8 protein-coding genes are annotated in these 12,903 nt (G+C 38.4%); all 8 read left to right on the forward strand.

Annotated features, from left to right (window positions below; genetic code table 11):
* The first annotated feature begins 37 nt into the window (after positions 1-37).
* The gene (locus ACUNWD_RS18790) at positions 38-2,140 is read left to right on the forward strand and encodes a beta-L-arabinofuranosidase domain-containing protein (RefSeq protein ID WP_445589402.1); all 2,103 of its coding nucleotides are present in this window, start codon (positions 38-40) and stop codon (positions 2,138-2,140) included.
* Between the two features lie 181 nt (positions 2,141-2,321).
* Complete coding sequence (locus tag ACUNWD_RS18795) at positions 2,322-5,231, forward strand: tetratricopeptide repeat protein (protein WP_445589403.1); 2,910 nt, start codon at positions 2,322-2,324, stop codon at positions 5,229-5,231.
* Positions 5,232-5,259: 28 nt separating this feature from the next.
* On the forward strand, positions 5,260-7,056 hold the full coding sequence (locus ACUNWD_RS18800) for a CRTAC1 family protein (protein ID WP_445589404.1): 1,797 nt from the start codon (positions 5,260-5,262) through the stop codon (positions 7,054-7,056).
* A 553-nt stretch (positions 7,057-7,609) separates the two neighbouring features.
* Positions 7,610-9,709: a glycoside hydrolase family 127 protein gene (locus ACUNWD_RS18805; protein ID WP_445589405.1), complete on the forward strand. Its 2,100-nt coding sequence runs from the start codon at positions 7,610-7,612 to the stop codon at positions 9,707-9,709.
* Positions 9,710-9,811: 102 nt separating this feature from the next.
* Entirely contained in the window at positions 9,812-10,366 is a 555-nt protein-coding gene (locus ACUNWD_RS18810; RefSeq protein WP_445589406.1) for a sigma-70 family RNA polymerase sigma factor, read from the forward strand.
* A 124-nt stretch (positions 10,367-10,490) separates the two neighbouring features.
* The gene (locus ACUNWD_RS18815) at positions 10,491-11,285 is read left to right on the forward strand and encodes an SDR family NAD(P)-dependent oxidoreductase (RefSeq protein ID WP_445589407.1); all 795 of its coding nucleotides are present in this window, start codon (positions 10,491-10,493) and stop codon (positions 11,283-11,285) included.
* A gap of 24 nt (positions 11,286-11,309) precedes the next feature.
* Positions 11,310-12,164 (forward strand): amidohydrolase family protein, encoded by an 855-nt coding sequence (locus ACUNWD_RS18820; RefSeq protein ID WP_445589408.1) that lies wholly within the window; start codon positions 11,310-11,312, stop codon positions 12,162-12,164.
* Positions 12,165-12,188: 24 nt separating this feature from the next.
* Positions 12,189-12,899, forward strand: a complete 711-nt coding sequence (locus ACUNWD_RS18825; RefSeq protein ID WP_445589409.1) for an SDR family NAD(P)-dependent oxidoreductase — start codon at positions 12,189-12,191, stop codon at positions 12,897-12,899.
* Positions 12,900-12,903: the final 4 nt, after the last annotated feature.

Genomic DNA, 12,903 nt, shown 5'->3' on the forward strand with positions numbered 1-12,903 from the left:
AAATTGAATTATTACATAAACCTAAAAAACACCTACTATGAAAAAATTATTTCTAATACTTGTCATTGTTTCGTTAACGGTGATTTGCGCAAAAGCAAAGGACAAGCGCAATTCATTTTATATTACCAATCAGGCACCTCTGATTGAACAACCGTACACAGCTTTGCCTATAGGAGCTATCAAGCCAAAGGGAATGCTTTTGGAAATGCTTGAACGTCAAAAGGAAGGATTAACAGGGCATTTGGATAGCATATATGCGGTTGTTTGTGGTGATAACAATGGATGGCTCGGTGGAACTGGAGACGGTTGGGAACGCGGCCCTTACTGGTTGGATGGATTAGTACCACTTGCATATTTACTTGATGATGAAATTTTAAAGGCAAAAGCACAAAAGTGGATTGAATGGAGTATTGCCAATCAACGGCCTGACGGCTATTTTGGCCCCCGTCCGCTTCAGGAAGGATATGAATATATTCCCGGCACTCAACAGGGAATGCGTGAAGACTGGTGGCCTAAGATGGTAATGTTGAAAGTACTTCAGCAATATTATTCAGCTACAAAAGACGAGAGGGTTATTGGCCTCATGGATAAATATTTTCGCTACCAGCTAAAAACTTTATCTGAAAAGCCACTCGATTTTTTGACGTTCTGGGCAAACAGACGTGGTGGAGATAACCTGATGATGGTATTCTGGCTTTACAATATTACTGGTGAAAAATACCTTTTAGAACTTGCGGATGTCATTCATGAACAAACATTCCCATGGGGGGATGTTTTCCTAAACGATAATGTTACAAAACCGAAAGATACACCGTGGTATGCTTTTGGGGTGAATAGTTATCCTTTTGACGAAGATGAAAAAGAAGATTTGTCCTTAACTCAAATTGGCGGATTTCATTGTGTGAATGTTGCACAGGGAATAAAAGCACCAATTGTGTACTATCAGAAGAGCAAGGATAAAACAAGTATTGATGCGGTAAAAAAAGCTTTTTACGATGTAGAAACTTACCATGGGCAGGCTCAGGGAATGTATGGTGGTGATGAGCCACTTCATGGCAACGATCCTGTTCAGGGTATAGAACTTTGTTCGATAGTTGAGATGATGTATTCACTGGAGACTATGTTGCAGGTAACAGGTGATATCGGTTTTGCGGATCACTTGGAGAAACTGGCATTTAATGCACTGCCAACACAATCGACTGATGAATATTCAATGAAGCAATATTTTCAGACTGCAAATCAGATTGAAGTATCCAGAAATCCAAAGAACTTTTATCAGGACGTAGAGCATGATTGTACCGGAAGTTGCTATGGAACGCTCACTGGTTATCCATGTTGCTTGTGTAATATGCATCAAGGATGGCCAAAATTTGTACAAAACTTATGGTATGCATCAGCAAACAATGGATTGGCCGCTCTTGTATATTCCTCAAGCGAAGTTACAGCGAAAGTGGGCAATGGCAGCACAGTAACATTTGTTGAAGAAACGAATTATCCATTTACCAACAATGTGAGTTTCACCTACAGCGGCTCTGACAATGTATCTTTCCCATTTCATTTACGAATTCCTGCATGGTGTGAGCAGGCTATTATAAAAGTGAATGGAGTAGATAGTTCAAAAGAAAATGGAAATCAGATAGTAGTGGTAAACCGGCAATGGAAAAAGGGAGATGTATTGGAATTGATTCTGCCCATGAAAACTACTAAAAGCAGGTGGTGCGATTTTTCAGTGGCGATCGAACGTGGCCCGCTGGTGTATGCTTTAAAAGTTGAAGAAACATGGAAATATGTGTCTAATGATGATAAGTATCGAAACTTCTATGAGGTTTATCCTGCCAGTAAATGGAACTATTCATTGATTGAAAATGACCTGGAGGATTTAGATGACAACTTTCAATTTGCTTCTGTTGAGGGAAATATGCAGTATCCGTGGAACATTGAGAATGCACCTGTGATGATAAAAGCCAGAGGTGTTGTAACCGACGGGTGGCAGAAGATAAAAGGCCAAGCTCTTGATCTTCCATGGAGTCCTAAAGATTTGAAGACCAATGACTATGATATTGATGAAATAATACTCATTCCATACGGATGTACAACGTTGAGAATTACGGAATTCCCAACCGTTAAAATATTGAAATAGAATAATCTCTGTATGCGACAAGGTAGTTGTCTAACGATTACATTTTCGAAAATGAATTGATATTTTGTAGCTGGATAAGATCCGAATTGTGAGTGATTAATTTTTTAATGAAGCCTCAGGGGGATAGTGAGGAATAATTTTAATTGATATCAGTGTAAAACTGATTTTAACTAAAGAAGAGATGGATAAACAAACTCAAAAGAACTGGTTTGTATCGAAACCCCTAAGAATTGTATTGGGAGTTGCCATAGTGTTGGCTATTTATATGCTGACCAATACATTGTATCTATTATTGAATAGGCTAGCAGACGGTCTGGATCTTAATTTTTTTGCAGTGGGAAAAACATCAATTCCTCCACTGTTTCAGGCAATGATCTTATCGCATACAGGAGTTGGTATTTTACTCGTTCTCCTTATGTCATTTTTTGGTATCGCTCATTTACCAAAAGTTTGGAGAATGTATAAATACAAAGTCGGAATTACCGGAATAGCCTATATTTTAGTCGGCTTGACCCTGGGAATTACCGGCTTGTTTATTTTGACTTCAGCTGCAAGCAGGCAAAATAACTGGGCATGGTGGATTCATGTGATATGTGCTGCATTAGCTCCAACCGGATACATTTTGCATCGTCTGTCCAGCAGAAGAAACAGACCAACTAAGGATGCCTTTAAACGTTTTGGAATAGCAATATTGGCATTTTTAGTGGTTCTCATTGTGTGGCATGTTTCAACCAATCGTCATGTTATCGTTACGGAAGAAGCACAACTGGCAAAAGAGCAAGGTTTACATGAGGGGCCAGGTGCGAAAAATAGGGTTGTTGGTGAGTTCTTGGGGGAAAAATTTGTGCCAGTTGGCTTTGTTCCACCTGAAAGTCCATTTTTCCCTTCTGCCGCAACGACAACTACGGGAGGTTACCTACCATCTCGAATAATTACAAGAAATGACCTTGGCTCCCGAGAAGTTATAGAAAAGGAGATTGACGAGTTTGGTTTTGTAAAGAAAACAGCTATAGGAGCTACAACCTGTTCTCGTTGCCATCCCGATATTGTAGCACAATGGGAATCTTCTGCTCATCGTTTTGCATCGTTCAATAATCCTTTTTATGAAGCAACTATTACCGATATGCGGGAACATGCCGATGAGCCAAATGAATGGATAGAGAAACACACAAATCTTTACAAAGATTTTGGATCGGATGGTATTGGACGGGCAAAAAGTAAATGGTGCAGCGGTTGTCACGATCCGGCACTTATGTTGGCGGGTAAAATGAATAAGCCGATCGATCGCCGTTTGCCTGAAGCTCAGGCTGGGCTTACTTGTTTGTCCTGTCATGCTATCGATAAAATACATAATCTGGCAGGAAATGGTAATTATAACATCGCTGATGAGCAGGAAGATCCATATCTTTTTGCTAACAGCAAAGATGGAACAATTGGCGCTTTTTTGCATGATGCAGCCATTAAAGCAAAACCTGATGTGCACATACGGCAGCTGATGAAACCATTCTTCAGTGATAGTGAGTTTTGCCTCTCATGTCACAAGGTGAGTTTGCCACAATCAGTTAATAATTATCGTTGGTTGAGAGGACAGAATGATTACGACAATTGGCACGATAGTGGAGTGGCGCTTAATGCTTCCAGAACGTTTTATCTGCCATCGTCAAAGAGAAACTGCCAGGATTGTCATATGCCACAAGAACCTGCTCTTTTGGGGGATGTTTCAGCGAAAGATGGAATGGTGAAATCACATCGGTTTTTAGCAGTAAATACCGCTTTGCCATACTTGCGAAATGACACTGCTACCATTAAAAGAATTGAAGAATTTCTTCAGGATGAAAAGTTGCGTGTTGACATATTCGCTTTAAAAACAGAAAACCAATCGGAGCCGTTTATGCCTATCAATAGGGGAGAGTTAAGCGTAAGAGCTGGTGAGAAAATAACAGTAGATGTCGTGGTTAGAAACATAGGTGTTGGGCATACTTTTCCTGGTGGAACAAATGATTCCAATGAAGGTTGGCTGGAGTTTGCTCTAAAAGATGAGAAAGGAATAACCCTTGCGATTAGTGGGTATATTGACTCAAATGGTCATTTAGATTCAATGACACATGCATTCAAGGCTGTAATCGTTGATAAGAACAGTAATCCGATTCATAAAAGGAATGCTCAGGATATTCACGTGGTGGTTTATAGCAATGTAATTGGGCCGGGAACTGCAGATATTGCCCACTATAGCTTTGAGGTTCCTGACGAAATGGAAGGACAAAAGTTAACCATGGAGGCTCGTTTGTTATGGCGAAAGTTTAACCAGAAATATCTCGAATTTGCTTATAACGCGAATCCTGAAGGATTCAAACAATTTGAAGACATACCAAAGCTGCCGATTACTGAAATTGCTAAGGACAGAGTTGATTTTACTGTTACAAGTGCAGACACTAAATTGTTGATTCATTCAGATGATCAAGAAAAGCTCCCGGAAGGATGGATCAGGTATAATGATTATGGTATTGGTCTTTTATTAGAGGGTGATACAAGAGGTGCAACTCGTGCATTTGAAATGGTAAAGGAACTTCAGTCTCAACGTTTGGATGGATATTTAAACCTTGCAAAAACAGCATTAACAGAAGGAAATCTGGAGATTGCATATAAGCATTTAAAGGATTGTGAAAATATAAAATCAGGAGATCCTCAGGTGGCATGGGTATGGGGAAGAGTGAGACAAGAAGATGGTTTGTATGAGGATGCAATTGCAGCTTATTCTTATGTGCTAAAATATTTTCCTGAGGATAGAGCTGCGTGGCGCCAATTGGGAAGAACCTGTTATCTTGATCAGAAGTATCAAAAATCCATTGAAGCTTACCAGGCTGTTTTAGAGATTGATCCTGAAGATCGAGAAGCATATTATCATCTCGCATTAAATTACAGAGTCTTGGGAAATGAAGTGGAAGCAGTAAAAATGGAGAAAGCTTTTGAATATTATAAAATAGATGAGTCGGCTTTTGAGACAGCTAAGAATTATCGCCAAAGTAACCCCGGGGATAATTTAATGACTCAAGGTATTCGGATACATAAACTAGATTTAAGTAAAAAGTAAAATGGTATTTGTTATAAGAAAATGAATTATGAAACGCTTTGATTTAATATATTATGATCTCATATTCTTAAAAGTAATGGTGGCATTAAGACATTTATCTGTTTTTTTAATGGTGGTGCTCCTTTTTTTTAGCTGTACCAGAAAGGAAACTAAAAAGGAGTCTTTAGATTTTACCAAAGAGATTCCGAGTTTTACACAAGACAGATCAGAAGTATCAGAAGTTTCATTCCGATTTATCGATATTACAAATGAAGCAGGGATATTTTTTAAGCATACAACAGGGGCTTTTGGTCAAAAATGGATGCCAGAGACGGTTGGGAGTGGTGGTGGATTTTTCGATTATGACAATGACGGATTATTAGATATTTTCCTGGTTAATAGCAAGGAGTGGGATGGACATGCTGCTTCTCAGAATGAAGCTAAATCCAAATTGTATAGAAATAAAGGTGATGGGACTTTTCAGGATGTATCCGAAAAGGCTTTGATAAACTTCTCTCTTTATGGAATGGGATCATATTTTGCAGATTATGATGCAGATGGAGATTTAGATATTTATATTACTGCTGTAGGCGAGAACAAATTGTTGAGAAATGATGGGGGCAAATTTACGGATGTAACACAGCAATTAAAGGTAACTGGCAATAATACTGGAATCAATGCTGTTCCTGCATGGTCAACTGGGGCAGCATGGGTTGATGTGGACAGGGATGGCTGGCTTGATCTGTTTGTAGCTAGCTACGTGAAGTGGACACCGGAAACTGATATTTATATTACCAGGGATGGAAAGAACAAATCGTATGCGACACCTGATGTCTATGAAGGAGAGTCATGCCGTTTATACAGGAACATAAAAGGCAAGTATTTTGAAGATATCACAGAAAAAGCAGGAGTGTTAAATCATGAGGGGAAGTCATTGGGAGTAGCAATTGCGGATTTTAATAATGACAATTGGCCGGATATGGTGGTGTCAAATGATACACAGCCCAATTTTTTGTATATGAATAATGGAGATGGAACTTTTACAGATAAGGCAGTTGTTGCAGGAATTGGATATGATGAAAATGGTCGCGCCAGGGCGGGGATGGGGATAGACGTTGCAGATATTAGTAACGATGGTAATTTGGCTATCGCTATTGGAAACTTCTCGCAAGAACCTCTTTCATTATATACTCAGCTTGCAGCTGGGGAGCTTTTTCAGGATCGGGCAGGACCTGCCAGGTTAACTCGGTCTTCATTATTACAGTTGACATTTGGTTTACTTTTTTGTGATTTTGATTTGGACGGATACCAAGATTTAATGACAGTTAACGGGCATATTGAGCCTCAAATAAATGACATTCAGAAGGACATCACTTTTGAGCAAAAACCACAAGTTTTTTGTAATTTATCTGGTAGATATATTGATGTTAGCGACCAAGCGGGAGGTGTCTTTGATGAACCAATCGTTGGACGAGGAATCGCAACTGGCGATTATGACAATGACGGGGATATGGATGTACTAATCACCGTAAATGGAGGTTCTCCAAAGCTCCTGCGCAACAATTTAGCTGATGAAAGCAATTTCGTGGTTATTCGCCTCAAGGGGAAACACCCCAATATGCAGGCGATCGGAGCTAAATTGTATTTGTATGCCGGTGGAATCAGACAGCAACGAATGGTAAAAACTGGCTCGTCTTATCTCTCTCAATCTGATGTGAATACAACAATTTTTGGACTGGGAGATGCAACTACGGTTGATAGTCTAAAGATTATTTGGCCAACATCAGGAAGTGTGAAAAAACTTCTAAGTATGGAAATAAATAAGCTTCATGTTGTTGAAGAATAGATAAATAAAGTCAGGAGGTTTAAGTTATTCTTTAATTTCCTAAGTTTTTCGTGACTTCTACGTTAGGCTGATGATGGAAAACAAGTAATAGCTCGCGTATTCTGGTTGGCACTATTATTTGGTTGGTGTAATAATTTTGTAAAAGTGAATTTTATTTCATTTTCATCCAGCATCACATATTTAATTGAATAATCAGTCCTATCTGGGTCGAGAAAGTCAGTTTTAGCGGTTTATTGAAACTTAGTATCCCCAATTCTAAAGAAGATTTGCTGTGATACGGTTTTAAAAAGAGTTCATTGGATGAGACTTGAATAATATTATTTCACAAATTTATAAGCAAAATTATACTGGTATGAACTAGTATGTTTTAAAGCATTTGGCATTTTGAATAAAAAAGTCATACCAGTTCGTACTAGTTGGAAATATATTCCTAATTTTACCTTTCGAAAGCAAGCTAAATCAACGATGGTTGTTGCTTTATAGAATTTGAATGATCAGTACTATATTGTACTGAAAAAAAAGAGTCAATTAACAATTTATTAAACAATTATTTATGGTTATTAATCGAACTGCTTTATTGATTATTTTATTGTTGTCAATGAGTACAGCAATATTTTCGAAAAATGATGGGGCGATACTGAAGTCTTCACAAAATGTTACCGATGTGAAAATTAATGATACGTTTTGGAAGCCCAAGTTAGACTTGTGGAGAAAAACTACTGCTTATGATGTATTCGACAAATTTGAAGGCAAATACGAACCTCAAAGCGATGAACTGATTAAAGATAAAGAGAGACTCGGAAGAACTAGGGATGCTTTTTTAAATTTTGATGCAGTTGCAAAAGGGGAAAGGGGTACTGGAATTCATGACGGTCCACCATGGTACGACGGTCTGATTTACGAATCGATTCGTGGTGTGGCAGATTTGCTGGAGCAATTCCCTGATCCTGAAATGGAAAAAAGAATTGATGGCTATATTGATCGCATAGCAGCTGCCCAGGCATCTGATCCAGATGGCTATATTAATACCTACACACAATTGGTCGAGCCAGAGCACAGGTGGGGACAAAATGGAGGAAATTTACGTTGGCAACATGATGTATATAACTCCGGGATGTTATTTGAGGCGGCAGTACATTATTACAAAGCAACAGGAAAAACTAAATTGCTGGAAGTAGCTGTAAAATTTGCTAATTATATATGCAGAATAGCAGGCCCTGCGCCTAAACAAAATATTGTTCCTGCCCACTCTGGTCCAGAGGAAGGAGCAATGAAATTGTATTGGGTATTTAAAGAAGATCCCGGATTGAAAAGTAAAATTAGCGTTCCTGTTGATGAAGAGAACTATTACTCATTAGCTAAATTTTGGATTGAAGGCAAAGGACACAGCGAGGGCTATCCTCCTCAATTATTGATGTGTGATCATACTCATACGGGAACAAATTGCAGTCATGAAAATAGTAATCTTAAACGTTTAAATTTTGGAGCATATGCTCAAGATTCAATTCCGTTCTTTCAACAAAAGACGATAGAAGGTCATGCTGTTAGAGCTACTTTGTTTGCTACAGGTGCAACTTCTATAGCATTAGAGAATAATGATCCTAAATATGTAAAGTCGGTTACTGATCTGTGGGATAATATGGTAGGAAAGAGAATGTTTATAACGGGTGGTGTAGGTGCTATTGCTGAAGATGAAAAATTTGGTCCTAATTATTATCTACCTAATGATGCTTACCTTGAAACCTGTGCAGCCATTGGTGCGGGATTTTTTAGTCAGCGAATGAACGAATTGCTCGGGGAAGGAGAATATATTGACGAATTGGAACGTGTCTTGTACAATAGTTTAATTACGCCAGTTTCCTTGTCAGGCGATCTTTATACCTATCAGAATCCACTGAACGCTGATAGTCATCAACGTTGGAACTGGCATGGGTGTCCTTGTTGCCCTCCAATGTTTCTAAAGATGGTATCATTAATTCCGGATTTCATTTATGCCAGCAAAAATGATGAAATTGCCATAAACCTATTTGTTGCAAGTGAAGCAAAGATTAAGCTTGACAATGAAACAAATATTCTGCTGGAACAAACGACCACATATCCGTGGAATGGTGATATTGCAATAAAAGTTACTCCTGACACTGAAAGTGATTTTGCTTTAAAATTACGTATACCGGGTTGGGCGCAAAGTGTTGAAAATCCGTTTGGGTTATATCAGTCAAAGACAGAATCAAATATTGGGATTAAAGTAAATGGGAAACCTATAACTGCAGGCGTGTTTGATGGTTATGTTACTATTAACCGAAAATGGAAGAACGATGATGTTGTTGAGCTCATATTACCAGTGGAACCAAGATATGTATATGCCAACAAGAATGTTAAAGATTTGAACGGGCGAGTAGCCATTGCAGCAGGGCCAATAGTATATACTCTGGAGGGGAATTTTAATGCTGATTTGGATGACTTTGAAATTGATACTACTGAGACAATGAATATGGAGTATATGCCTAATCTACTCGATGGTGTGAATGTTATAAAAGGTAAAGCACAAACCGATCAAGGTGAAAAAGTTGAATTTAGGGCAATCCCATATTACGCAATTGGCAATATACAACCAGGTGATAACTATAAAGTGTGGATTCCATATCTGCAATAAAACTGTTTTGGTGTTGTTGTTGTTGTGTGGTGTTTTTTAAGTGTGTAGGTTTAATTAGATGTAGGGTTTTTATAGCCCTGCATCTTCTCTTACCTCAATGAAATGATTCAAAAAATTGATCAAAATGTGCAGCTACTTAAAAGATTGAAAAGTGGTTGTGTTCTGGCTTTTCACGATTTATACAATGCACATAGACAGAATATTTACCATTTGGTAAGATCTCGTATTAACAAGTCATATGATGTTGAGGATATTGTTCAAGACGTATTCATGAAAATCTGGGAATATAAAGAAAACATTGAAGAAAATAAGGCACCAATTGGATTGCTTTACCGGATAACGCTGAATAAGGTGTGTAATTACAAGATACATGAAGATGTTAAAAAAAGATACAACGATTATCTTCATGGAATTACTGAGCTCAATTATGCTTCTTCCTACTCAATAATTTTTCATAATGAGTTGGAAACAAAAATTGAATCTCTTTTGGCTGAATTATCCCCCGTACAAAGAGATATTTTTTTAATGTCTTGGGAAAAGGGGTTGTCGCGTCAACAGATCGCGCAAGACCGAGGATTGTCCGTAAGAACAATAGACAATCAGATATATAGAACAAAAAAGAAATTAAAGGAAAAATTGAGTGAAGTCAGCTTCTAAAATACAGATGGTCTGAAATATTGATAGGCTGATTTATTCGACATATTAAAAAAACCAAATCACTTACCTGATTCTCCTGCTTGTTGAAATTATTTAATAAGGTAAACTATTAAAATAAAAGAACATGAAAGGATTGAAAGGTAAAGTAGCAATAGTAACCGGAGGTTCCTCCGGAATAGGAAGAGCATGTGTTGAAAGGCTGTGTGAGGAAGGTGTGTCTGTAACCTTTTCTGGTATCAGTGAAGCTGGGATTAGAACAGAAGCAGAGTTGAAGGAAAAAGGATTTCCTGTCCAGTTTGTCAGGGGGGATATGGCAAATGAGAGCTTTTGTAAGGAGCTGGTAAATAATGCCGTGAAAAAATGGGGCTCGTTAAGTTTTCTAGTCAACAATGCTTTTTCATTTGTATCAAAAGGAATAGATGTAACCAGAGAAGATTGGGATCGGGTAATGCATGCCGGACCAGTTGCATATGCTACAATGGCAAAATATGCCGCGCCACACATGCAAAAGGCAAACGGAGGCGCAATTGTTAATGTTTCCAGCATTTCTGCACATATAGCCCAACCTGGTCGCTGGACATACAATTCGGCTAAAGGCGCCGTAACGCAGCTCACTAAGTGTATGGCGATGGATCTTGCCCCCAAAATTAGGGTAAATACTGTGAGCCCTGCGTGGATATGGACAAAAGAAGTTGAAAAAGCGGCTATTGGTGGTAGAGAAAAATGGGAACCCATATGGGGGAAATTTCATCTTTTGCGTCGTTTGGGTAGCGTTGAAGAGTGCTCCGGGCCAATAACGTTTCTTTTAAGTGATGAGGCGAGTTTTATTACCGGTACAGATTTGTTTATTGATGGAGGTTACCTGACCATGGGAGGAGAAGGGCTTGGAGAAGATTCTTCATTTGCTGGAAGCTTGTAATGTTAACGAATAAAAAGAAAGCATATGCCCTCAATTCCAATAATCGATACACATTTACATTTATGGGATCCTCAAAATCATAGTTATCCTTGGTTGGAGGATGAACCCTCTTTAAATAAACCATTTTTACTACCAGAGTACAAAGAGGCAACAGGTAGTTTTAATATAGATAAAATGGTCTTTGTCCAATGCGAATGTGAATTTTCGCAATGCGAGCAGGAAGCAGAGTGGGTTGCAGAACAAGCAAAAAATGATAATAGGATTCAAGGAATAGTTCCTTGGGCTCCGTTGGAAGACGGACGCGCTGCGAAGAATATTCTGGATAGATATTCAGATAATAAATTGATTAAAGGTATCCGACGTATTATACAGTTTGAGCCTGATCCTATGTTTTGCCTCAAACCTGATTTTGTGCAGGGGGTGAAATTGTTGGCGGATTATGACATGAGCTTTGATATCTGTATTTCTCATGTTCATCTGGAAAATACAATAGAACTGATAAAACAATGTCCAAATGTCCTCTTTATTTTGGATCATATTGGGAAACCCGATATAAAAGGAAAAACTTTTGATCCCTGGAAAAAGGAGATAAAAGAATTGTCGTTGTTGGATAATGTCTTTTGCAAAATATCTGGACTCGTAACTGAGGCTGATCAATTAAAATGGACAAAAGACGATTTAACCCCATATTTTGATCATGTAATTGAAAGTTTCGGATTCGATAAAGTGATGTTTGGAGGCGACTGGCCGGTTGTTACTCAAGCCTCAACCTACAAACGCTGGGTAAATACTTTAGATGAATTATTGGTTGGAGTTACAGAAAACGAGATCTATAAATTGTATCGCGGAAATGCCATGTCATTTTATAAACTATCGTAATTAATTAAAATAAATAATCAGAACATGTATTTAGATTTTAAGAATAAAGTAATAATAGTGACAGGTGCTGCCGGAGGAATTGGTGGTACGCTTGCGAAAGAATTAAGAAAAAGTGAAGCAAAAGTTTACGGCACTGATATTTCGGGTGAAGCCAATGATTATTTTTTTCGTGGAGATATCACTGACCAAACATTCATAAATAATATGGTTGATGAGATAATGAAAAAGGAAGGCCGAATAGATGCTCTAATAAATAACGCAGGAATATATTTGAGAACTCCAGTTAAAGATATTTCGAAACAGGAATGGGAAAAACTGATGGATATCAACCTGACATCGGTGTTTTTATTGACGCAAAAAGTTATTGGTATAATGATCGACCAAAAGTCTGGTTCTATAGTAAGTCTGGCATCTGTAGCTGGCAAGGTTGGCGGACTAATTGCAGGAGCGCATTATGCGGCAAGTAAAGCCGCAGTAGAGTGCCTTACAAAATCGTTGGCTAAACTGGGTGCGCCTCATGGAGTTCGCATAAATGCCGTTGCTCCTGGAATTATTGATACCAGTATGCAGGATGGAGTTCCACCGGAACAAATGGATTTTCTGATGAAAAACATTCCGATGGGTAGGCTGGGAACCCCGCATGAAGTTGCCAATACGATTATGTTTCTTGCTTCCGATGTATCTTCGTACATAACTGGACAGAACATAAGTGTGAATGGCGGAACCTATATGTAGTTTG

It is taken from the genome of Sunxiuqinia sp. A32, assembly GCF_052690465.1.

What these genes read in the sequence shown, in the direction of transcription:
- ACUNWD_RS18810 (WP_445589406.1), top strand. Translation starts at nt 9,812, where the DNA reads ATGATTCAAAAAATTGATCAAAATGTGCAGCTACTTAAAAGATTGAAA.
- ACUNWD_RS18805 (WP_445589405.1), top strand. Translation starts at nt 7,610, where the DNA reads ATGGTTATTAATCGAACTGCTTTATTGATTATTTTATTGTTGTCAATG.
- ACUNWD_RS18790 (WP_445589402.1), top strand. Translation starts at nt 38, where the DNA reads ATGAAAAAATTATTTCTAATACTTGTCATTGTTTCGTTAACGGTGATT.
- ACUNWD_RS18795 (WP_445589403.1), top strand. Translation starts at nt 2,322, where the DNA reads ATGGATAAACAAACTCAAAAGAACTGGTTTGTATCGAAACCCCTAAGA.
- ACUNWD_RS18820 (WP_445589408.1), top strand. Translation starts at nt 11,310, where the DNA reads ATGCCCTCAATTCCAATAATCGATACACATTTACATTTATGGGATCCT.
- ACUNWD_RS18815 (WP_445589407.1), top strand. Translation starts at nt 10,491, where the DNA reads ATGAAAGGATTGAAAGGTAAAGTAGCAATAGTAACCGGAGGTTCCTCC.
- ACUNWD_RS18825 (WP_445589409.1), top strand. Translation starts at nt 12,189, where the DNA reads ATGTATTTAGATTTTAAGAATAAAGTAATAATAGTGACAGGTGCTGCC.
- ACUNWD_RS18800 (WP_445589404.1), top strand. Translation starts at nt 5,260, where the DNA reads ATGAAACGCTTTGATTTAATATATTATGATCTCATATTCTTAAAAGTA.